Source organism: Brevibacillus sp. FSL K6-6036, from assembly GCF_037964015.1.
Classification (GTDB): domain Bacteria; phylum Bacillota; class Bacilli; order Brevibacillales; family Brevibacillaceae; genus Brevibacillus; species Brevibacillus borstelensis.
Window position 1 is genome coordinate 974,344 of record NZ_CP150173.1, and the last position, 20,697, is coordinate 995,040.

At 48.8% G+C, this 20,697-nt stretch carries 23 protein-coding genes; 13 read left to right on the forward strand and 10 right to left on the reverse strand.

Annotated elements, in window-relative coordinates:
- Window positions 1–145 precede the first annotated feature (145 nt).
- Window positions 146–745 carry an undecaprenyl-diphosphatase gene (locus NST37_RS05035; RefSeq protein WP_024985432.1) on the reverse strand — a complete coding sequence of 200 codons (600 nt, stop codon included), beginning with the start codon at window positions 743–745 and terminating at the stop codon, window positions 146–148.
- A 296-nt stretch (window positions 746–1,041) separates the two neighbouring features.
- On the opposite strand from NST37_RS05035, the gene NST37_RS05040 reads away from it, so the two are divergent.
- The 3 genes from NST37_RS05040 to NST37_RS05050 all read left to right on the forward strand — a co-directional run bounded on the left by NST37_RS05040 (window position 1,042) and on the right by NST37_RS05050 (window position 4,006).
- Window positions 1,042–1,449 (forward strand): SRPBCC domain-containing protein, encoded by a 408-nt coding sequence (locus NST37_RS05040; RefSeq protein ID WP_024985433.1) that lies wholly within the window; start codon window positions 1,042–1,044, stop codon window positions 1,447–1,449.
- A 45-nt stretch (window positions 1,450–1,494) separates the two neighbouring features.
- Window positions 1,495–3,309, forward strand: coding sequence for an oligoendopeptidase F (gene pepF, locus NST37_RS05045; protein WP_003391181.1), 1,815 nt, complete (start codon window positions 1,495–1,497; stop codon window positions 3,307–3,309).
- 268 nt (window positions 3,310–3,577) lie between these two features.
- On the forward strand, window positions 3,578–4,006 hold the full coding sequence (locus NST37_RS05050; RefSeq protein WP_003391183.1) for a VOC family protein: 429 nt from the start codon (window positions 3,578–3,580) through the stop codon (window positions 4,004–4,006).
- A gap of 213 nt (window positions 4,007–4,219) precedes the next feature.
- On the opposite strand, the gene NST37_RS05055 is transcribed toward NST37_RS05050, so the two are convergent.
- Complete coding sequence (locus NST37_RS05055) at window positions 4,220–4,768, reverse strand: cysteine hydrolase family protein (protein WP_003391184.1); 549 nt, start codon at window positions 4,766–4,768, stop codon at window positions 4,220–4,222.
- Between the two features lie 142 nt (window positions 4,769–4,910).
- On the opposite strand from NST37_RS05055, the gene NST37_RS05060 reads away from it, so the two are divergent.
- Window positions 4,911–5,276: a helix-turn-helix domain-containing protein gene (locus NST37_RS05060; RefSeq protein WP_003391188.1), complete on the forward strand. Its 366-nt coding sequence runs from the start codon at window positions 4,911–4,913 to the stop codon at window positions 5,274–5,276.
- A gap of 281 nt (window positions 5,277–5,557) precedes the next feature.
- On the opposite strand, the gene NST37_RS05065 is transcribed toward NST37_RS05060, so the two are convergent.
- On the reverse strand, window positions 5,558–6,367 hold the full coding sequence (locus NST37_RS05065) for a methyltransferase domain-containing protein (RefSeq protein WP_339167405.1): 810 nt from the start codon (window positions 6,365–6,367) through the stop codon (window positions 5,558–5,560).
- A gap of 323 nt (window positions 6,368–6,690) precedes the next feature.
- Here NST37_RS05065 and NST37_RS05070 point away from each other — a divergent pair, with 323 nt between their 5' ends.
- The 3 genes from NST37_RS05070 to NST37_RS05080 all read left to right on the forward strand — a co-directional run bounded on the left by NST37_RS05070 (window position 6,691) and on the right by NST37_RS05080 (window position 10,373).
- The gene (locus tag NST37_RS05070; RefSeq protein ID WP_339186372.1) at window positions 6,691–8,994 is read left to right on the forward strand and encodes a hypothetical protein; all 2,304 of its coding nucleotides are present in this window, start codon (window positions 6,691–6,693) and stop codon (window positions 8,992–8,994) included.
- Window positions 8,995–9,004: 10 nt separating this feature from the next.
- Window positions 9,005–9,382 (forward strand): hypothetical protein, encoded by a 378-nt coding sequence (locus NST37_RS05075; RefSeq protein ID WP_003391469.1) that lies wholly within the window; start codon window positions 9,005–9,007, stop codon window positions 9,380–9,382.
- Between the two features lie 442 nt (window positions 9,383–9,824).
- Window positions 9,825–10,373, forward strand: a complete 549-nt coding sequence (locus tag NST37_RS05080; RefSeq protein ID WP_339186374.1) for a hypothetical protein — start codon at window positions 9,825–9,827, stop codon at window positions 10,371–10,373.
- Here NST37_RS05080 and NST37_RS05085 read toward each other — a convergent pair.
- The 4 genes from NST37_RS05085 to NST37_RS05100 all read right to left on the reverse strand — a co-directional run bounded on the left by NST37_RS05085 (window position 10,291) and on the right by NST37_RS05100 (window position 12,696).
- On the reverse strand, window positions 10,291–10,593 hold the full coding sequence (locus NST37_RS05085; protein ID WP_171506085.1) for a putative quinol monooxygenase: 303 nt from the start codon (window positions 10,591–10,593) through the stop codon (window positions 10,291–10,293). The genes NST37_RS05080 and NST37_RS05085 overlap by 83 nt on opposite strands.
- Before the next feature lie 34 nt (window positions 10,594–10,627).
- Window positions 10,628–11,266, reverse strand: a complete 639-nt coding sequence (locus tag NST37_RS05090) for a nitroreductase family protein (protein WP_003391476.1) — start codon at window positions 11,264–11,266, stop codon at window positions 10,628–10,630.
- A 3-nt stretch (window positions 11,267–11,269) separates the two neighbouring features.
- Window positions 11,270–11,704, reverse strand: coding sequence for a MarR family transcriptional regulator (locus NST37_RS05095; RefSeq protein ID WP_003391478.1), 435 nt, complete (start codon window positions 11,702–11,704; stop codon window positions 11,270–11,272).
- 329 nt (window positions 11,705–12,033) lie between these two features.
- Window positions 12,034–12,696, reverse strand: a complete 663-nt coding sequence (locus NST37_RS05100) for an NAD(P)H-dependent oxidoreductase (RefSeq protein ID WP_003391483.1) — start codon at window positions 12,694–12,696, stop codon at window positions 12,034–12,036.
- 138 nt (window positions 12,697–12,834) lie between these two features.
- Between NST37_RS05100 and NST37_RS05105 the strand changes: the two genes are divergently transcribed.
- Window positions 12,835–13,176: a helix-turn-helix domain-containing protein gene (locus NST37_RS05105; RefSeq protein ID WP_031933154.1), complete on the forward strand. Its 342-nt coding sequence runs from the start codon at window positions 12,835–12,837 to the stop codon at window positions 13,174–13,176.
- Window positions 13,177–13,335: 159 nt separating this feature from the next.
- Entirely contained in the window at window positions 13,336–13,917 is a 582-nt protein-coding gene (locus NST37_RS05110; RefSeq protein ID WP_003391486.1) for a type 1 glutamine amidotransferase family protein, read from the forward strand.
- Window positions 13,918–14,198: 281 nt separating this feature from the next.
- Here NST37_RS05110 and NST37_RS05115 read toward each other — a convergent pair whose 3' ends face one another.
- Entirely contained in the window at window positions 14,199–14,582 is a 384-nt protein-coding gene (locus tag NST37_RS05115; RefSeq protein WP_327956940.1) for a VOC family protein, read from the reverse strand.
- Between the two features lie 191 nt (window positions 14,583–14,773).
- Window positions 14,774–15,223, reverse strand: coding sequence for an Lrp/AsnC family transcriptional regulator (locus tag NST37_RS05120; protein WP_003391490.1), 450 nt, complete (start codon window positions 15,221–15,223; stop codon window positions 14,774–14,776).
- A 186-nt stretch (window positions 15,224–15,409) separates the two neighbouring features.
- Here NST37_RS05120 and NST37_RS05125 point away from each other — a divergent pair, with 186 nt between their 5' ends.
- Entirely contained in the window at window positions 15,410–16,171 is a 762-nt protein-coding gene (locus NST37_RS05125) for an MBL fold metallo-hydrolase (protein WP_003391491.1), read from the forward strand.
- A gap of 162 nt (window positions 16,172–16,333) precedes the next feature.
- Window positions 16,334–16,489, forward strand: coding sequence for a hypothetical protein (locus tag NST37_RS05130; protein ID WP_157211865.1), 156 nt, complete (start codon window positions 16,334–16,336; stop codon window positions 16,487–16,489).
- Here the strand turns inward: NST37_RS05130 and rlmD are convergent.
- Window positions 16,486–17,913: a 23S rRNA (uracil(1939)-C(5))-methyltransferase RlmD gene (gene rlmD, locus NST37_RS05135; RefSeq protein WP_003391494.1), complete on the reverse strand. Its 1,428-nt coding sequence runs from the start codon at window positions 17,911–17,913 to the stop codon at window positions 16,486–16,488. The genes NST37_RS05130 and rlmD overlap by 4 nt on opposite strands.
- Window positions 17,914–18,169: 256 nt before the next feature.
- Between rlmD and NST37_RS05140 the strand changes: the two genes are divergently transcribed.
- Window positions 18,170–18,733, forward strand: a complete 564-nt coding sequence (locus NST37_RS05140; protein ID WP_003391496.1) for a sigma-70 family RNA polymerase sigma factor — start codon at window positions 18,170–18,172, stop codon at window positions 18,731–18,733.
- Window positions 18,723–20,447 (forward strand): DUF4179 domain-containing protein, encoded by a 1,725-nt coding sequence (locus NST37_RS05145; RefSeq protein WP_279041772.1) that lies wholly within the window; start codon window positions 18,723–18,725, stop codon window positions 20,445–20,447. Before NST37_RS05140 ends, NST37_RS05145 begins: the two co-directional genes overlap by 11 nt.
- Window positions 20,448–20,697 lie beyond the last annotated feature (250 nt).

A 20,697-nucleotide genomic window follows, 5' to 3' on the forward strand; every position in this document is an offset into this window, starting at 1 on the left:
TAACCGTTTTTTCCCCGATCCGCATTCCTTCCTCAATCACTCCCGGGCTATGGCGCATCGCAGCCAGTAGCTGCTGCGATGCTATGTGATGCACTGCAATAACGCAACCCGCTTTTGGAGCCCAATCATAAATGCCCATCTGCTTCTAAAAGTTCGTCGACTTCTTTTTTGCGGGCAGAATGCGGCCTTCCACTTTTTCATAAAACGAAAGCAATTGCTTGATAAAAGTGAGCTTCGGTACAGCCCAATAGCTGACCAGAGCGGCCAGCCAGCCGAAAAGCGCACCTGTTGCGACGTCAATCGGATAGTGGACGCCTACCATAATCCGGGAGAGGGACACGCAGATAGCGACTGCAAGCCAGAGCCATCCTTCCTTTTTGCGAACGAGCAGGAAGGATATGCAAATGGAGAAAAACAAGATCGTATGGTCGCTCGGAAAGGAATTGTCGATGTCGTGTTCAATCAGCGTATGGACGTCCGACAATACAGCAAACGGCTGGTTATGGAAGTAAAACTGCCCTGCCAACTTTCCGAGGATTTCAGCCAAAACAAAGGCTGCGACCGCCTGAATAACCATCATGCGGTTTTGATTCGATCTCGTGAACCAATACACGAGCATTCCCGCTGCCAAAACGTACATCATATATTCCGCAAAAAAGACGGCGATCGGATCCAGCGCGGCGTAATGCTTCCCCAAATCATTGATCCATCGAAACACTTCGATATGTAATTCCGCAAAGGACATGACTAGATTCCTCCTAAACTCATGCTTAATACGCAACTTTTAGGAAAACGCGTGCTCAGCAGTTTTCCTACCTAATAATTTACAGATGGAGCTTTGCTTGTGAAATCGAACTTTCTTACAAAACACCGCGTTAATCTTACATTTTTGTAAGCCACCCCACTTTTTCTCTCAAACATAGGTTCAATCGAAAATGATCGTGCGAAATGCAGGAAGAAAACAGGATAGGATACGCCTTGTATGGAAATGAAAGAGGAGATGATTGGGGGAAAATTCGAAAAAAGACGGGAGAAGGCGAAATGAACCAGAAAATCGTCGGGAAGACAAAATCGGTGGGGTTCCAAATTGGCGTAAGGAGAACGCTACCCGTCTCGCAGGAGAAAGCGTGGGAGCTTCTCACCTCGGCAGAAGGGCTGGAATCTTGGCTGGGAGCGGGCATCAGTGTCATGCTGCAGCCGGGGCAGAAATATTATTCTGACGAAGGGACAGGTGAATTCCGGATTGTCAAACCGCTCCAGCAGCTCCGCCTTACTTGGCAGAAAGAAGGGTGGCAGCGGCCTTCTACTGTTCAGGTTCGCCTAATAGCGAAGGAGGCAAACAAGACGACAATCAGCTTTCATCAGGAGCACCTCGCTGACGAGAAGGTCAGAGAAGCGATGAAAGAACATTGGGAGGCTGTTTTGGACAGGATCAGGGAAAATATCTAACGCTTTTGCATGGGCAGTTTAAATTGACGGAAGGAGACATTTCACATGGAAAAAACGGTAGAAACGCGTCCGACCCGCTCCGAAGTGCCTGTCGAATTGACTTGGGATCTCCGGGATTTATTCGCGTCTGACGAAGCCTGGGAGGCTGAGCTGGCAGAAATCGAAAAAGCCGCAGCGGAAATGGCAGCGTACAAAGGGAAGCTGAAAGAAGGGGCAAGTGTCTTGCTCGCATGCTTGCAAGCCCAGGAACAGATTTCGATGAAGCTGATCAAGGCCTGGACTTTTGCCAGCCTGCGGCAATCAGCGGATGGAACAGACCCTGTCAATCAGGCGAACTCGTCCAAGCTTTCCGCAGTTCGGACAATGGTAAGCGCCGCCTTGTCTTTTATCGATTCCGAAATCCTTCGGCTGCCGGATGGAACAGTGGAAGCCTACATCCAGCAAGAAGCAGGGCTTGAGCCTTTCCGCCGAAGCCTGCATGAGCTTCTGGAGCAGAAAAGGCACAGGCTTTCCCCGGAAACGGAAGAAGCCCTCGCTGCACTCGGAGAAGTTCTGGAAGCGCCGTATCACATCTTCAGCATGAGCAAACTGACGGATATGCAGTTTTCCCCGGTAGAAGACGAGAAAGGGAATGAATTGCCCGTATCGTTTGCCTTGTTTGAAACCCGTTATGAATTCTCGCCCGACGCCGAGCTGCGCAAAAAAGCGTACGACTCCTTTGTCCATACGCTGCAGCAGTACAAAAATACATTTGCCGCCGTCTACGCGACGGAAGTGAAAAAACAAGTGGCCCTCTCCCGTCTCAGAGGGTACGAATCGGTCACGGAAATGCTGCTGGAGCCGCAAAAGGTTTCGCTGGAGATGTACAACAATCAGCTCGATATCATTGTCAGCGAGCTTGCTCCACATATGCGCCGATACGCCCGACTCAAGAAAAGAGTGCTCGGCCTCGAGACCGTGCGCTTCTGCGACTTGAAAGCGCCGCTGGACCCGCATTATCATCCCTCGGTCTCCTACGAGGAAGCGAGCAAAATGATCCTGGATGCTTTGCAGGTAATGGGGCCGGAGTACCTTCAGATCATGGAACGGGGATTGACGGAGCGATGGGTGGACCGCTCTGATAACATCGGCAAATCGACGGGGGCCTTCTGTTCGAGCCCGTACGGAGCCCATCCATACATCCTCATAACCTGGCAAAACACGATGCGCAATACGTTCACGCTGGCGCATGAGCTGGGGCATGCGGGTCATTTCTTCTTGGCGAACAAGAGCCAAAGAATCATGAATACCCGGCCGTCGCTCTATTTTATCGAAGCGCCGTCTACACTGAATGAGCTTCTCTTGGGACAGCATATGCTGGCAGGTACGAATGAAAGCCAAATGCGCCGCTGGATTGTGCTCCAACTGCTCGCGACGTACTACCACAACTTTGTTACCCACGCCCTCGAAGGGGAGTATCAGCGTCGCGTCTACCGCCTGGCAGAAAAGGGTGGAGCACTTACGGCGGCTTCGCTTTCCGAAATAAAAGGATCGGTTCTCTCCGATTTCTGGGGGGATGCTGTCGACTTGGACGAAGGCGCCCGCTTGACCTGGATGCGCCAGCCGCATTACTACAAGGGCCTTTATCCGTACACGTACTCTGCCGGATTGACAGCGTCTACGACTGTCGCCCAGATGATCCGGGAAGAAGGCCAGCCGGCCGTGGAAAGATGGCTGGACGTCCTGCGTGCAGGCGGAACGATGAAGCCGCTGGAACTGTTGCGGCATGCCGGTGTGGACATGTCGAACCCGGAGCCGATCCGTAAAGCTGTCGCTTACATCGGATCGCTTATCGACGAGCTGGAACGTTCCTTTGAATAGTGGCTAACAGGCATGGACGCAGGGGGCTCGTCCCCCTGTTTTTTAAGGCAGGAAAGTCGGGGGGTTTTCGTCGAACGTTCGAACAGATAGACTAGCAAAGATGTTTTTCCCTATAGCTTCCAGTTGCCTGCACTATACGGCCGAGCGACTATCGGACTGTAAATATCTTTTTGCTACGTAAGAAGATAAGAGCGTTTAAAATGAAGGAGCTTCGGATATAGTAGTAGATAAAAGAAGGAAAATTCGGATAACGAGGAGTTGTTTGATGATGGCAAAACGACTGATCCCCTATTTGATGATGGACGGAAATGCAAAGGAAGCGATTCAATTCTATCAAACTGCTTTGGGAGCGCAGTTGCTTTTCAGCCAGACCTTCGGTGAAATGCCGGAAAATCCGGAGTTCCCGATGCCGGCAGAGGCAAAGGACCGGGTAGCGCACGCAACAATCAAAGTTGGCGAATCCGAGTTGATGTTCTCCGATACGTTCCCGGGTCAGCCGCACAACGTTGGAAATCAAGTGACGATCTGCATTACAACCAACAGCCCGGAGGAAGCAAAGCAACTGTATGAAGCCTTGCAGCAGGGCGGTCAAGTCAACATGCCTCTGCAAGAAACGCATTTCAGTCCAGCCTACGGGATCGTCACGGACAAGTTCGGCGTGGTCTTCCAGGTATACGCGGAAAGTCACCACAGTTAACATTGTGCAGGTTAATTGAAAAAAGCGCATAGGGAATCCATAAAAAAGAACGGCCAGCTTCGCAGCTTTTTACAGTTGGCCGTTCTTTGTGTATGTTCCGAGCGGGCTTTGTCAGCTGTGCTTTACCATTTTCTTTTTTTCGGAGTGAGAAGGAAGAAAGCTGTCAGAATGCCGACTGCCAAATTTGCGGCAGAATGATTATAATGGAAAAACTTAAACCATGTCATAAAGGCTGCTAGTGTCAATTACCCGGGCAAAGGTATCCTGCAATGATGCCATAAAAGTATCATGAACGGTTTTTGCAGGAATCACTGTATCGTTCCATACCAAATCCTTGGTGGCACACGCTTCACTGAGCAATATCACTTCATAGCCCAAACGATGCGCGGTTCTCACAGTCGAGTCAATACATATGTGGCTCATCATGCCGCAAATGACTAACCGCGTTACTTTCATCGACTCAAGATGTTTTTGCAATTCAGTTTGAAAAAAGCTGTCTGGCGTATGTTTCACAATCACTTTTTCGTCAGATTGGGGCTTTACGCGTTCATGAATGTTTATCCCGTCGGTATCGGGCAGAAAAAAGGCAGCCTCTTTCTCCAGAAGAATGCACTGAATATGGACAATAGGCAGATTCTTTTCGCGGAACAGCGACAATGCTTCTTCTGCGTGAGTTACCGCTTTATCGGGTTGGAATAATTCATTTCTCCCTCCTTTGAAATAATCATTTTGAATGTCTACCAATACCAACGCTGTATTCATGGTACATGGCTCCCTTCCGCAGGTTAAAGTTGTTTCTAAACAGCATTGTAATTTCAGTAAATGGAATGGTGAATTACCCACTTTTTTGTGGGTATGGGAAAGGATCTTTTGCGTCTGATATGATTACACAGAGGTGAGTTCCATGATCATTCGAGAGGTATGCACCTGCCCTTTGGAAATTGTTCACGACATTATAAAAGGGAAATGGAAAACAATGATCATCTATCAATTGAAAGACGGGAATATGTCTTTGGCTCAACTGGAGCGAGAAATCGACCAGATAACCCAAAAGATGTTGTTACAGCATTTAAGAGAACTCAAATCTTGTGGGATCGTCGATAAAATCAAAACGGAAGGGTATCCGTTGCATGTAGAGTACTTTCTTACTGAACGCGGGAGAAAGCTGTTGGACGCGGTACTGATCATGCAGGAGATCGGCATTGAATACATGGTGGAACGGGGGCAAACCGAACTTCTTGATCGCAAAGGCATCAGTTATAAGATTTGAAACATGAACTTTGTTCAATTTGAATGGATGTCTTGCTAAATGAATTTGCCCGTTTGCGCAATCATTCAAGTGAGTCTCAAACATGATGGTTAGTGGACAATCCACCGTCGACTGCTCCATCCTTCCAAACAAAAAGCCAGTCCAAACACGAAAAAAGTTTGAGACTGGCTTCGTTTCATGAACGATCTTTACCACAAAACAACGCCACAGAGGGAACCTTCTGCGACGTGTTTAGCCACATCTCGAAAGGCAGCATCAAAATCCTTCTTCAACGCGGAAGCTTATTTATCCCTTACTCCCTCAACAGCCAACATATACATCGTTAAAGCTTGGGCATCCCGGATTATCCATTCCCGGTATTCGCTTTCCGCTGCTACATATTCCTTTTCCGTTATATATCCGTCTCTTTCCATCTGGACGCCTCTGCTTGAAGCGGTATCCGCCCAAATGCCAATTCTATTTTGGAAATCCGGGTCCGATCGCTTCATGACTTCATGCTGGGGCGTTATCGTGATTTCTTTGAGGCCGCTTGCTTGGAACAAATCTGAAAGGCGGTCGGCAATTCCGTTGTCCATTCCTGCATCGGAACGCCATTTCAAATATGCCGAGTAAAAGGCGAGCATACTCGCGGGCGGCTGCGGCTCCCATTGTATTTTTTCATGATTATAATCGGCAGCCACAATCCTTCCACCTATTTTTGCAGCCGATACCATTGATTTCAAAGCCTCTAGCGGATCAGACAGCCAGATCAAAACGCGAGCCGAGGCAACAATATCAAATTCCTGCTCACAGGCAAGCGTGTAAATGTCACCTGTTTCAAAAGTCAACCCCGGGGTATCGCCATGAGCTTTCCGGGCTTTTTCGATGAGGGCCGGATTGCTGTCGATTCCGACAACACGTCCACTCGGACCTACCGCTTCGGCGATTCCGCGTGTAATGGCTCCAGTACCGCAGCCAACATCAAGAACGGTCATTCCTTCCGTCAGGATTTGTGCAAGCCTTCTGTGGGATGTTGCCAATGACCGCGAATCTAAAACATTGGTCAGCTTTCCCGACAATTCCGCACGATTTCGAGCAGTATTTGTGTCCATGTGGAGTCCTCCGTGACCAATCAGATTTTTCCACTTATTCTACCCCTGCGAGTGGTATAGATAAAATATTAAACTTTTATTAATTCGATAGGTATTAACTATAGGTTTGCGAGAGAACTATCGTTTTTGCTGTCTGGAGATGACCAAGGAGGGTTGAGCGGAAACATATGATAATTTGCAGGGAGCCGTTGTCCCCCCTAATCCATAGTGCCTACAAGTTTTTCGTACTTTTGCTGGATGTAGCCTCTCCATCCAAATACTACCATATGAAAAAGAGACGATTGCGGAAGAGGTATGTCCGGCAGGGAAAAGGAGGGGCACTGGTGATTCGGAAGCACTATTTGTTATTGATTCTGGCAATGATTCTTTGCCTGCCGCTGGCCACGTATGCAGCAGACAAGCCAAAGCCAAACATGCTGCGAGCAGATGAGCGAAATGATGCGATTTCGGGCGGAACAGCAAGAGCTGGGGCACCTCCCGACGAACTGATGAGATTCAGGATCATGTACGCGACATATGCGGAAAGTATGTGGGACGGGCGGATACCGGGCCATTTGCACGGGGATGGGGACAACTTGGGCAAAGGCGGAAACAACCTAGGCAAGGGTGGAGACGACCTGGGCAAGGGTGGAGACGATCTAGGCCGAGGCGGAGACGACCTAGGCAAAGGCGGAGACGACCTAGGTGGAGACGGAGACAACCTGGGGAAAGGGGGAGACCCAGAGCACGGTACTCCGACCCATGAAAACACCCGCACTCCTTTTGACCCCACAGCCAGCGATCATGACCCAAAAAGCGGCGACTCCGATGGGAAAGGCAATGAGTTGAAAGCAAAAGAGGGCAAGCCAGGCTTTTGGGATTGGCTGATCGGCGGAGCCTCCGAAGCGCTCGACAAAGGCTTGGAGCTTTGGGAGTCCACCGTGGACAGCGTAAAGGAAACAGTGAGGGACGCTATTGACACCGTCGTAGATACTGTGAAGGACGTCGTAACTACCGTCGTAGACGCGGTCGTCGATGCAGGAAAATGGGTTGCGGACCACTGGGAGGTCGTGTTGGTCACGACAGCAGGTGTCGCCCTCACCGTGGGCGGCGTGTTCTTTCCGCCGCTGCTGCCGTTTGGCGTCTCGATCCTGGTCGGCGAAGGGATATCCGGTGTGATCGGGTACGCCTTTGGCATGCGCGGCGATGAGCTGCTGCGGGAAATGGCGCTTGGCGGCGTACTGTCGGCAGCGGGCTTTGGTGCTGGCGCTTTAATTGGAAAGGCGGCTACGGCAGTCGCTCGCCTCAAACCGGTGGCAAATGCCCTTGGCAAAGCATCCGCTTTGACGAGCCGGGCTACCAGCGCTGTCCGGACCGCCGTTGGCAAAGGAGCGCAAGCGGCAGGGGCGGCAGCCAGATGGGTGCGGCAAACCTCGGTTGGCCGTGCCGCAGCCCGCTTGGGAACACAAGCAGCAAATGCGGTACGGTCGGCAACGAGCGCGGCAGGCAAGGCGGGGAATGCTCTTCGCAGCGCTCTGGCAAGCACAGCGAAGCAAGCAGGCGGCGCTCTGAGAGCTGTTGCAGCACGCATCGGGCAAACGCGCCTGGCCCAGAGCGCAGCGTCTGTAGCGAAGAATGTAAGAAGTGCTGTCAGCAGCGCAGGAAATGCTGTGAAAAACAGCAGTGTGTACCGGGCAGTGGCCAGCCTCGGACGAAATACGGGGAAAGGCATCGGGAAGCTGGCAAGCAACGTGGGAAGCGGCTTGCGTACCGTGGCGAAGACGACGGGCAGCAAAATGCAGTCCATCGTCCAGACTGTGAAAAAGACGGCACCTGTCCGGGCTGTCGCAGGGTTCACTCGAAAAGCAGGCACGCAAATCAGCCAGAGCTTCCGGCAAATCGGCAGTGCGATCTCCCGCAGTTTGGCAACGACAGTCCTGCGGAGCAAAACGGCGGGGGCTGGCGAAGGCTTTGCCGTCAGCGTGATGGATGACCGGGCGCGCGGGAAAAAGGTAGATTACCGCAAGGCGACGATTGCCGCGGCCATCGGGGCGCTGCTGGTGACCGGCGGATCGATTGGACTAAACAAAGCGTATTCTACCGGGCAGGAAACCGCGCAGGCTATGGTGAAGAGCAGTGCTGAGCAGGCCGAGGATAGTTTGGAGGGGATGCTGCGGGTCGAGCGGCAAGTTGATCTTGCCAAGATTGGAGCGAAAGCTCCTACGGGAGACAATATAAACAAGAATAATATCATTAAAGCGCTTGAGGGGACCACCACTCAGTCTACTAAAATTGCTCAGGCTATTAAAAATGGAGACATTAAAGTTAGCATACTTGGAGATGAGCTATTTGACAGGTATTTTGGGGAAGAATTGGCATTGGCAGTAGGTGATAAGATATATCTTCGGAAAAGTTCGGGTAGCTTGTTAAGTGAAACAGTACATGAGGGAACGCATGCTCTTGATTTCAGAAATATGTATGGGTTTGAAGGAACGAAGACAGAATGGCAATGGGAAAAACGTGCATGGTTTTATGAACGTCAGTTCCAGAAAGCAACAGGTGGGAAAGTTGAGTTTGAGAAAATTGAAGACATGCTAATGCACATATATCTTAATTATAAAAATAAACCATATAATCCGTACGAGTAGGTGATAAAAATTGGATGAATTTGTTCGGAGTATGCTATTTTACCTAAAAAATGGTGAAAAATCCTCATTATTAGAAACAGCAGAAGAGAAGATAGGCAGTGATATGCTAAGAGGTGTCCTGCTTAATATTGTTAATTGGTTAAAATTGGAGTATAAAAGAGTGCATATATGGGATCGAAGAAGTATGTATTCCAAACCTCTTAGCCTTAATGAAAATTACCCATGGTGTAAAAACCTTGTAATTTTGGTTCAAGAAGATAAGTTGTTTGGGAAATATTTCGTTATTGAAAAAAATGGTCTTTACTATAGTTTTTTAGTTGATGAAGAAACCCGTAACATAGCTCGAAAAATAGCCTTCGAGGGTTATAATCCACCAAGAATGAGTTGAATAAATTCTTAAGTTCCAATTTTACTATCTTTATATTTGCTCGTTGGGAAAAATTTATCAGGAAGGAAAACCTAATAGAAATCAATTTTTATGAACTATAAATAAAGACAAATGTGTACTTGAAAATATGAGTTGGTGCTTTGCTGTACCGAATAAAACATTCTGTTATTATACCTTTAGGAAATTTGTGTAATTTTGAATGTGCAACTAGGAATAAAAGGCACGCTCTTTTTAACTTAACATCGTTACATCAACCAGGTCGATTATGGTCAGATACCACTATAATTGACCTGGTTTTGTTATATTAACTTTTCTTATTTTATCTCGGTCCAGACCGTGAAAAACACGGCACCCGTCCGGGCAATCGCAGGGTTCACGCGAAAAGCAGGCACGCAAATCAGCCAGGGCTTCCGGCAAATCGGCAGTGCGATCTCCGCGGAGCTTGGCAACGACGGTCCTGCGGAGCAAAACGGCGGGGGCTGGCGAAGGCTTTGCGGTTAGCGTGATGGATGACCGGGCGCGCGGGGAAAAGGTGAATTACCGCAAAGCCGTGATTGCTGCGGCCATCGGGGCGCTGCTGGTGACCGGCGGATCGATAGGACTAAACAAAGCGTATTCTACCAGGCAGGAAACGTCGCAGGCTGTGATGAAGAGCAGTGGTGAGAAGGCCGAGGATAGTCTGAAGGCTGTGCTGCGAGGTGAGGGAACGGGCGACCCTTACGATCTTCTGAGACAACATGGCGTACCGACGACCCTGACGGATGAAGAGATTGCGGCGGCAAAAGCTGTGGATTTGCGGATGGAGATGAAGGGAGAAAAATCCCCCAACGTAGGCACTGTAACACTTTGTAAATTAGAAAAAAGGTCCAACTCGCTTGCCATCAAGCGGGCTGGACCTTTTCAACTGATTAGCGGGAAGTCTGTAACGGCTCTCCCTGATACAGGTCGACTTGCAACGGGGCTGAGAGAAATTCCTGGGCTTTGGCTGTGAAGGCTTTGAAGTGATCGCTTTGATTGTGGGAAGCGACCGCGTCAGGGCTCTTCCAGACTTCGGCCATCAAGAAGGTATTCTCTTTTTCCGCGGATTGATAAAGGTTGTACGAGATGTTTCCAGCTTCCGCTCGGGAGGCTTCGATCAGCGGCTGGATTTCCTGCAAAAATGTCTCGGTCTTCTCCGGATTTACTTGCATGGTGGCGTGAATGATGATCATGGAGCGTTCATCCTCTCAGCGTGTCGTTTATTCGTTACTTCCAGGTTGCGACCTTGTCCACCGGCAAACGGTAGGACGGGTGACCGCTATCGGCCGCTTTCCCGATGGAGATCAGCATGACGGGGAAGTAGCGCTTCGGATCGAGCCCGAAAGCTTCGGCAATCTTGTCTTTTTCGTATCCGCCGATCGGGTTCGTGTCATATCCGTGGGCACGGGCGACCAGCATCAGCTGCATGGATACCAGGCCGCAGTCAATCAGGACGGTCTGCAGATTGACCTCGGGAGTCATGTTGGCGTAATACTGGGTGATGGATTCCATCAGTCTTTCTTTGACATCAGCCGGCATGTAGCCAAGCTCCACGGCTTTTCCGTAAATCTCCTCGGCATAGGCAAAGCTGTCGAGATCTCCAAAGACGGCAATCACGGCAGATGATGTTTCTACCTGGGTCTGGTTGAACCGGGCGAGGGGAGCAAGCTTCGCCTTCCCTTCAGGGCTGTCAATCACCAGGAAACGCCAAGGCTGCAAATTGACAGAGGAAGGAGCCATGTTGGCTTTCCTGAGAATTTCCGTCATTTCTTCGCGGCTGATTTTGACGGTGGGATCGTATCTTTTAATGGAACGGCGTCCGGTGACGATTTCTTGAAAATCGTTATTGAGTACTGAAGTGTTCATCTGTCATTCCCCTTCTGTGTAGTTTCGTATGTTGGATTGCATGCGCGCAAGCATCCGGGAAAGCTGCTGCTGTTCTTCCATGCTGAAATCCTGGAGCATTTGCGCCAGGAAACGCTCCATTTCCTTTCGGTAAAGGACGATTTCCTCCCGCCCATGATCCGTGAGGCGGACCAAAGTGACCCGGTTGTCGCTCGGGTTCATCCGGCGAGCGACAATGCCGTCGGCTTCCAGTTGCTTCAGATGCCGGGTAATTGCCGCACTGTCGATCTGCAATTCCTTTTGCAGAGCAGCCTGGCTGATTTCATCGGCATGGTAGAGCTGTTGAAGCAGCCGAAACCGGGACGGGCTGACACCTGTGCAATTTCCAAATTGGGCGCTTAGCAGGAGGTAGAGATTTTGAAGTTTATCAATAATGGAAGTTTCTTTTGAATCCGTCAACAAAACACCTCCCCCGTGAACACGTGCAGCCAATCGTTGACCATGTCAATAGTTGACGCATCAAATAATAGTGCAGGCATAAATATTTGTCAACGGCAGAACGTGCCAGATTTCCCTAATCTGGATAAATCGGTGTTGTATAAGATGGTTACTTGCTGTCACAGAAAATAAAGTGCGTGGCTGCTTCGGCTGATCTGTTGCATTTGTTGCAAAGAAAATCTGTTCCCATGGCATTATTTTCACCGAACAGCTCACAGGAGATTACGGAAATCCAAAATAAAAACGACCATGATAGACCAAGGTCGTTTTTATTTTGTGCAATTCCCTGTTTAGCGTACCCATTGCGCAACTTCTTCGATGGGCCTGCGTGTTTTTTCGCGTGGTTCCTGGACACGGTAGCCGAAAGCCACCATGCATGCGATTCCAAAATGGCCGTCTTCCATGACGCCGATTTCACGCAGAACCTGCTCGACCTTATCCTTATCGAAGCCTTCAATCGGGCAGGAGTCGATGCCGATCTGAGCGGCGGCTGTCATCATATTGCCGAGAGCGATGTAGCACTGTCTGGAGGCCCACTCGAACATAGCCCTTTCATTATCGAGGAGATGGAAGTCATGCTCCAGGAAATTGTGATAAATCTCCCCTTTGCGCTGAACAACTTCCGGAGGCAGCTGCTGCACGTCCTTCATGATATGCTGGATGTATGGTGAATCCGCCAGCAGATCCTCCTTCGTCCGTCCCAGGATAATGACAAAATGGCTCGCTGTTGGAAGCGACCGCTGTGCTCCCCAGGTGACCGGCAGCAGCTTTTCACGTATGTCTTGGTTTTGCAGCACGACGAATTTCCAGGGCTCAAAACCGAAAGAGCTCGGAGACAAGCGTCCTGTTTCCAGTACAAAAGCGAAATCTTCCTCGGAAATTTTCCGTCCGGGATCGAACTCTTTGCAGGCGTGCCGGAAGCGATACGCCTCCAAAATCTGTTCTTTATTCATGCGATCATCCACTCCATTTCTGTTGAATATCCATCTTTTCACAGTCGATTATAAGAGTTATATTGGGTCTACGTAAGTACGCACATTTTTGATAGGTAGTATCAATTTTTATACCAGGGAGGAAGCAGGATGGGGAAGATGTCTATCGGATTAGGTCCTTCCAGCCAAGGATGTCCCGTTGAATTTACATTGAGCGTCATTGGGGGCAAGTGGAAAGGAATCCTGTTATATCATTTGATTGACGGGCCCAAACGATTCAATGAGTTTCGGCGAATCTGCCCGAATATCACCCAGCGGATGCTTACGCTGCAGCTTCGCGAGCTTGAAGAGGATGGCATCATTCACCGGGAGGTCTATCAGCAGGTGCCTCCCAAGGTGGAATATTCCTTAACCGACTTAGGTCAAACGTTGACGCCGATCATTCTCCAGATGAAGCAGTGGGGGGAGCAAAACCGGGGGGCTGTAGCGGCTGAAAAGTGACAACTACAGCACTCCACATGTATGGAGGTTACAGGGAGTATCGTGTTAGAAAAGAGGAATGATATCGGCTCAAAGAAAACTTATCTTGCCTGACCATGCTTGTCAGTGAAGCTGGTTTACTATTAAGTTGCACAAAACTTTACCAAGGAGGGAATCACTTTGAAGGAAGTGTTGATTTTTATAACGGATGGTTTTGCTGATTGGGAGGCAAGCTACGTCAGTTCAGAGCTGAACAAGCCAGAAACAGGATATCGTGTAAAGACGATCGCGATTGATCGGGAGCCCAAGGTTTCGATGGGGGGATTAACAGTCCTTCCTGATTACAGCGTAGGCGAATTCAATCCGAATCTCGATATCGCAATGTTGATCATCCCTGGTGGAACGGGATGGAGAGAAGCAAAGAATCAGCAAGCAAAAGTAATCGTTGACTATTGTGTGAGCAAGGATATTCCTGTCGCGGCGATCTGCGATGCGACCACTTTCTTGGGAAACCACGGATATTTGGATAATCATAAACATACAGGCAATACGTTGCCTTATTTGAAGCAAGGAGCTCCGAACTACAGAGGGGATCAGCATTATGTAGATGCGCAGTCTGTCCGTGACGAGAATCTCATCACTGCGAATGGGAGCGGTGCATTGGAGTTTTCAAGGCATATCCTGGAGAGATTGGGTGTATTAGAAGGCGATGAATTGAATGAATGGTACGAAATATTTAAAAAGGGCTACTTCCCCTCATAATATTTACGTTTGATAGGAAAGCACGAGAGCGTACACGGCTGAAGTGCTTTCCTATTTTTCAGCTCTCAAATCAGGCAAGCCTCACAGATGCCTCTACATGGCTTGAGTGTCGGTCACTGTAAATGAAGCCGAAAGAAGAGGGTAGGGGTGAATTTATGATGAATGTTCACCGAGCCATCAGCTTTATTGAGAGTGGTTCTGCATACTGCTTTCGGTTGCAAAAAACACTTCACCAAACTTACCCGTAAAGTTGTTAAGAACTAGGTCACTTCGTCATGGAGTTACTGCTGCAAGATTTGAATCAGGTTGCCGCATGTATCGTCGAAGACAGCTATTGTGACTTCGCCCATTTTTGTCGGTTCCATTGTAAACGTTACGCCTTTGGCGATTAATCGTTCGTACTCTTTTTGAATATCGGCAACGCCAAACATCGTTGCTGGAATGCCATCGGCTAATAACCTCTGTTGATACTCTTTGGCGGCAGGGTGGTTGTTCGGTTCGAGTACAAGCTCGGTACCGTCTTGTTTTTCGGCAGAAACAAGCGTTATCCATCTAAATTCTCCTGCGGGAACGTCATGCTTTTTTACAAAGCCCAGCTTTTCAGTATAAAACTCGAGTGCCTTGTCTTGGTCGTCTACGAATATGCTGGTGACAATGATTTTCATCATATTTTGCCTCCTTTGATATTTTGACGCTGGTTCCCCCTCTGCATTTTCCCGCCGATCCATCTCCCATTTTCTTTTTTCACCAACAGAGATACCGCCTCCACATGTGTCAAGTAGACAGTGACAACAAATGTGTCTGTGTCCGAAGGAATAGTGTTTGCTCTGAGTTTGTAGTAATAACAAAGCGCTTGTTATTTATTTAGTGCGGCGGACAACGTACTGCTTTGTTTGATTTTTTGTATGGACAGATTCAAACTGTAGTTCCCATAATCGAGAAGTTTATTAAGAAAAAGGTTCAGTTGATCTTGGGATGAAACTTTTATCGTTAAATGGTAACAGCCTTCACCAGAGATTCGGTGTGCTTCCACTACCTCATTTTGATCGGTTATAAAACGAATAAACGAATCATGATTTGCTGTTTTCATATGAATAATTACAAATGCTGTAAAAACAAGCCCTAGTTTCATTTCATCGATTATGAGGGAGTAGGCTGTAATTACACCGCTTTCCTCAAGTTTTTTGATACGATTGCCTACTGCTTGTCCAGTCATATGAATTTGTCCACCTAAGTCTTTCCATTGAATCCTTGAATTTTCGGTTAGTAACCGAAGGATCTGATAATCAGTTTGATCAAGTTGCATATATTAATCCTTTCACCGTGAACGGATATATTGAAAAAGTGTTTCATCGAAGCATCGATTACATTCAAGATATCATTTATCATTTTATTATACAGTAACCCTTATTTAAAGTTGAGAAAGGGAACATGTATTTGATAGTCACCGTTGAGCAAACTATACCCGAATCAAAAAAGGAGTCCATTGCACATGAAAATACAACTGATTCGAAATGCGACACTTGTTGTCCAGTATGCAGGGAAGAAGTTTTTAATCGACCCTTTTTTGGGGGAAAAAGGTATTTACCCACCTTTCCCTAATTCGTTACGACAAGATCAAAACAATCCTTTGGTTGGCTTACCAACCTCGGTTGACAATATTATAAGCAACTTAGATGCTGTGGTTGTCACTCATCTGCATTTAGACCATTGGGACGACACGGCTAAAGAGGTCTTACCAAAGGATATTAAAATGTTTGTACAAAATGAAGAAGACGCAACAGAAGTCGGAAACGCTGGTTTCCAAAATGTAGGAGTGCTACAAGAAAATTCAGCTTTTGGAGATATTCAATTAGTTAAAACAAAAGGCGAACACGGAAGAGGAGAAATATTACAACTTGCTGGACATGTGTGCGGTGTTGTCTTTAAGCACCCAAGCGAGAAAACATTGTATATTGCTGGAGATACAGTTTGGTATGAAGGTGTTCAGGAAGCAATCGAAAGACACAAACCGGAAATCATTGTTGTAAATGGAGGAGATAATCAATTCCTTCAAGGTGGTTCTTTAGTTATGGGGAAAGAGGACATCTATAATGTTTATAATGCCGCCCCTAACGCAAAAATTATTTCTGTCCATATGGAAGCAGTAAATCATTGGACATTATCAAGGGAAGAATTGAGAAGCTTTACGACCGAAAAAGGAATTTCTTCTAATGTTTTAGTGCCCAATGACGGAGAATCATACACATTTTAGAGGAAATATAAATTTTGTCAGCTGAAGACAACACTTGGGGATTTGCCATCAGGACTTTGTCTTTTACCCACAAGTTGATGCACCTTTTCGTGGCGTAGGAATGTTCTCGAAACTCAAAAAGACACGGAAGAGCAGTTCCGTGCCTTTCAGAAGAAAATTGCGTTGTTTGCACAGCTTGACATTGATGCTAAGCAAGTTCTAAAACAATTGCTCCATCAACTAATTGAAAAGATAGAAGTCCATCAAGATGGCACTATCAAGATTCACTACAACATCGCCCACCCTCAGGAAATGGGCGAACTATTGCAGGGGGCTTAATCGGAAGCCCCTTTTAATTTAAGTAACACTGTACACTCCACATGCGCCGTATGCGGAAACATATCCACCGGCTGCACCTGCACCAGCTCATACTCGGCCAACAGCTTGGCAATATCCTTCGCCAGTGTAGACGGATTGCAGGATACATAAACAAGCTTCTTCGGCTGTACCTCCAGCAGCGAACGGATCAAAGCGTCGTCCAGCCCCGTTCGAGGCGGGTCCACCACGACGACGTCCGGCTTTATCCCTTGCTTGGCCCACTTGGGCATCAGCACCTCGGCGCGGCCTACATGAAACTGTACGTTCTGGGCCCGGTTGCGCTCGGCGTTTGTCCGGGCATCCTCCACCGCCTCGGGGATCAGCTCAATACCCCGAACCTCACGTGCATACGGGGCCAGCCAAAGCGAGATCGTTCCCGTCCCGCAGTATAAATCCAGCAAAAGCTCGCTGCCGGTCAGTCCGGCGGCTTTTTTTACTTCGTCGTACAGCTTGCGGGTCTGCTCCGGATTCAGCTGAAAAAAGGCCCGGGCCGACAGGTCAAACGAAAGCTCGCCCAGCTTTTCGGCGATGGACGGCCGCCCCCACAGCTCGCGGGTCGTATCGCCAAAGATGACCGAAGTCTTTTTCGGATTGACGTTCTGCACGATGCTGACCAGCTCAGGCAGGCGCGTCCGCAGCTCGAGGATGAGCTCCTTGACTCGCGGAATGTCAGGTGTGGCCGTCACAAGCGTCAGCTGCGTTTCACCGGTGGCAAACGCCACACGTGCCACCACCGTCCGGATCACGCCCGTCCGCTTCCGTTCATCGTAGACGGGGATTCCCAGTTCCTCGATGACCTTTTTTGCCGTGCGAACAATGGTCGTAGTAGCTTCGTGCTGCACCTGGCAGGTCTCCAGGTCCACAAGCTGATGAGACCCGGTCTGATACAGTCCGGCCACCAGCTTTCCGTCCTGTCTGCCGACCTGAAACTGTGCCTTGTTGCGGTAGCCCCAAGGGTTGTCCATACCGATTGTCGGGGCTACCGGGGGATTTTCCAGACGGGCGTACTTTCGCAGCGATTCGATGACCAGCTCCTGTTTGGAGGCGAGCTGTGCCTGATAGTCCATATGCTGGAGGCTGCATCCGCCGCACTGTTCATACACGGGACAGGGCGGTTCGACGCGAGCCGGCGATTTTTCTACGACACGCAGCAGCTTGGCGACTGCGTATTTTTCCTTTACCTCGGTTACCTCTGCATGGACTACCTCACCTGGCAGCGCCTTTTCTACGAACACAATTTTTCGCTTGAAATAGCCGATGCCTTCTCCGTTGATACCCAGACTTTTGATCGTCAGGGTCATCTGCTGGCCGACCGCGAGTTTTGCGTCCGGTTGTTTATCATTTCTGGGACGAGTGTTATTCTGATGCTTGCCAGGTGACTTCATGGGGTGCAGCTCTCCTTACTTTGTGATGATTCTATTATACCTTGTCTCAGCCCTCTGACCCAAGCTTGGCAAGCAGGCAGGGCAAGAATGGCTTTTTCCTCGGGAGGGAGGAAGCTGTTTCGTACTCATTTGATCCATTGCAGAAAAAAATGATGGAAATAGGGAGAAAGATAATTCCGGTTTATCCGTTATAGCTGATGAACAGACAAAAAGGCTAAAAACTGCGCAGTCACCTTTTTGGATGGGAGGATACCACATGCAGGAGGAATGGGAGCTGATCGAACAGCTTCGAAGGGGAAACAAACAGGCGTACACAGAGATTGTCGAGCGCTATAAAGGGAAAATCTACGCATTTCTGTACAGAATGATCGGCCACTCGCAGGATGCTCAGGACTTGACGCAGGAGGTATTTATCAAGGCGTATTGCAAAATTGGCGATTATCGGCCGGACTTCCGCTTTTCTGCCTGGCTGTTTCGGATTGCCGCCAATCATTGTCTGGATGAGCTGCGAAAGCGAAAGCGCCTGCCTGCGACAACAGCGGAAGAAAGCGAACTGGTTCATGAGAATACACCTGAACGAATTTTGCTGGCCAAAGAGCAACATGAAGTGCTGCACGAGAAACTGCTGGCACTGGAGGACGATCATCGGGTCATTTTGCTCCTTCGTTATGTAGAGCAGCTAAGCTACAAGGAAATTGCAGAAGTCCTGTCCATTCCGGTAACGACGGTGCAGATGCGGATTTTTCGGGCACATAAAAAATTGCGACAGTATATGATTCCCGTGAAAGGTGGTGGTCCTGTTGAGGTGCGTGAAGTCTAATCAACTGAAGGCATATCTGAGCGACGACCTGCCTCACTCGGAGAGCCTGCTGGTAGAACGTCATGTTGAAGAATGCAGCTACTGCCAAAGCGAGTTGGAAAAGATCGGAGGAGAACTGCGAGAGATCCGGGTTTTGGGGGACATCCCGCCGTTGCCGGATGCGTTCACGGAGGAAGTGGCAAACAAGCTTGCGCATCTTCCATTTCCCTTTCAGGCGCAGGATGAACGAATGCAGGTTGCCTTGAATAAACCAATCAATTGGAAGAAAAGGAGCATGGATATTATGAAGAAGACAGCGATTACCGTAGCCGGTCTTGCGGCTGCCGTTACATTCGGAACGATGGTTTCACCGACGTTTGCCAATTACGTAAACAGTTTGTTCAATACCGTAAATCAAGCGGACGGCGGCATGAAAAATGCGGCGGCCGAAGGCTACGTACAGGAAGTAGGCAAGAAAGTGACAGACAAAGGCATCACTGTAACTGTCAAGGAAGTGCTCGCCGATCCGACGCGTATCGCTTTGATCTTTGAAATGGTCGATAAAGATGGAAAGAAGCTTGACTTTAAGGCAGGCGAATACGGTGGGGAATTTACGCTTACGGACAATGCCGGGAAAGACCTGAATCCCGAGGGAGATGGCTGGAGATGGGGAAAATACGGGGATTACATGCTTATTAGCAAAAACCTGCGTGACGTATTCGACAGTGCAGAGAAGGTACCTGACGAGCTTACGGTTGGATTTGCGTTCAATAAAATCCGGGGCACCGAAGGATCATGGAAGCTGGATATCCCTATTGATATGAAGAAGGCAAAAGAAGTGGCAAAAACGATAGAGATCAATCAGGAGTACACATCCCCGCAGGGAGTCGTCATCAGGCTGGACAACATCATGACCGTGCCCAGCGCCAGTCTGCTCAGCCTGGAGACGCATTGGAACGAGCAGAGAAACAAGGAGTATTGGAAGCTGATCGAGGAGAAAGGCTGGAATGATGCGCCAGAGGAGCCAAGGAAGGAAATGCGGTTAACCCCTGGAGAGATTATGCAAGACTTTTTGACTAGCTATAATCTGGCGTATGAAATTCTCGACGAAAAGGGAAATCGGATCGCCGGTCGGGATGATACGTTTTTCAAGACTTTGAACGGTATTGAAAAAAATAGCGTACACAGCATAAGTTCAGGAAGAGGAGAGGGCGATAGCCAAACAATGGAGTGGTGGCACGGATTTACACCGTTTACAGGCTATGAAAAGCTGACCTTCAAGCTCCATTCGATCTATCTGAATGAACCGGCTTCCTTCGAGGCCAAGATTGCCCTCGATGAATTGAACAAGCAGCCGGTGACGGTTGAAAACAGCGGAAGCACCTTTACCTTTAGCAAATTCCACCTGAAGACAACGGAAGAAGAGGAAAAGATCGGAGGGTACAAGTCGGAGGGGAAAGGCGGGATCATCGAGTTTGAGGCAACCCTGCCAAAGGACATCGTCTACATCACCGATTGGAAAGCAAAAGACGAGGCAGGCAACGTATACAGTGTGAGCATGGACCACAGCGACGGTGAGTACATCCGCGGCAAAGACGGACGCGTGCAGTTTAAAAGCGCTCTGTTCATAGACGGCTTGGAAAAGCAGCCGAAGGAGTTGACGATCAGCTACGGAATTCAGGAACACCAGTACCGCGACGTCAACTGGGAAGTACCCATCCAGCTTGACAAGTAAGGCAAGCTTTCGCTCTCTTTTTGCAAGAATAGGGCAGCGAAATTGCGGGGGGAGTTGTAAAATTTCTCCCCTCCCGCGTGAATATCAAATTTCGACGAAAAAGAGGGCGTGATGTCCCTCTTTTTTTGTTATTGTCTTTCCGCACCGGCACGCGAACTGCCTCCACCTGCTGTAATCCTCCTACTCCCCCCTAACGTTAAAACATCAGAAAGCATACTCGTTCAAGAGCCTCCCTAAAAATTTCCCTAAG

What these genes read in the sequence shown, in the direction of transcription:
- NST37_RS05035 (WP_024985432.1), bottom strand. Translation starts at nt 745, where the DNA reads ATGTCCTTTGCGGAATTACATATCGAAGTGTTTCGATGGATCAATGAT.
- NST37_RS05040 (WP_024985433.1), top strand. Translation starts at nt 1,042, where the DNA reads ATGAACCAGAAAATCGTCGGGAAGACAAAATCGGTGGGGTTCCAAATT.
- pepF (WP_003391181.1), top strand. Translation starts at nt 1,495, where the DNA reads ATGGAAAAAACGGTAGAAACGCGTCCGACCCGCTCCGAAGTGCCTGTC.
- NST37_RS05050 (WP_003391183.1), top strand. Translation starts at nt 3,578, where the DNA reads ATGGCAAAACGACTGATCCCCTATTTGATGATGGACGGAAATGCAAAG.
- NST37_RS05055 (WP_003391184.1), bottom strand. Translation starts at nt 4,768, where the DNA reads ATGAATACAGCGTTGGTATTGGTAGACATTCAAAATGATTATTTCAAA.
- NST37_RS05060 (WP_003391188.1), top strand. Translation starts at nt 4,911, where the DNA reads ATGATCATTCGAGAGGTATGCACCTGCCCTTTGGAAATTGTTCACGAC.
- NST37_RS05065 (WP_339167405.1), bottom strand. Translation starts at nt 6,367, where the DNA reads ATGGACACAAATACTGCTCGAAATCGTGCGGAATTGTCGGGAAAGCTG.
- NST37_RS05085 (WP_171506085.1), bottom strand. Translation starts at nt 10,593, where the DNA reads ATGATCATCATTCACGCCACCATGCAAGTAAATCCGGAGAAGACCGAG.
- NST37_RS05090 (WP_003391476.1), bottom strand. Translation starts at nt 11,266, where the DNA reads ATGAACACTTCAGTACTCAATAACGATTTTCAAGAAATCGTCACCGGA.
- NST37_RS05100 (WP_003391483.1), bottom strand. Translation starts at nt 12,696, where the DNA reads ATGAATAAAGAACAGATTTTGGAGGCGTATCGCTTCCGGCACGCCTGC.
- NST37_RS05105 (WP_031933154.1), top strand. Translation starts at nt 12,835, where the DNA reads ATGTCTATCGGATTAGGTCCTTCCAGCCAAGGATGTCCCGTTGAATTT.
- NST37_RS05115 (WP_327956940.1), bottom strand. Translation starts at nt 14,582, where the DNA reads ATGAAAATCATTGTCACCAGCATATTCGTAGACGACCAAGACAAGGCA.
- NST37_RS05120 (WP_003391490.1), bottom strand. Translation starts at nt 15,223, where the DNA reads ATGCAACTTGATCAAACTGATTATCAGATCCTTCGGTTACTAACCGAA.
- NST37_RS05125 (WP_003391491.1), top strand. Translation starts at nt 15,410, where the DNA reads ATGAAAATACAACTGATTCGAAATGCGACACTTGTTGTCCAGTATGCA.
- rlmD (WP_003391494.1), bottom strand. Translation starts at nt 17,913, where the DNA reads ATGAAGTCACCTGGCAAGCATCAGAATAACACTCGTCCCAGAAATGAT.
- NST37_RS05140 (WP_003391496.1), top strand. Translation starts at nt 18,170, where the DNA reads ATGCAGGAGGAATGGGAGCTGATCGAACAGCTTCGAAGGGGAAACAAA.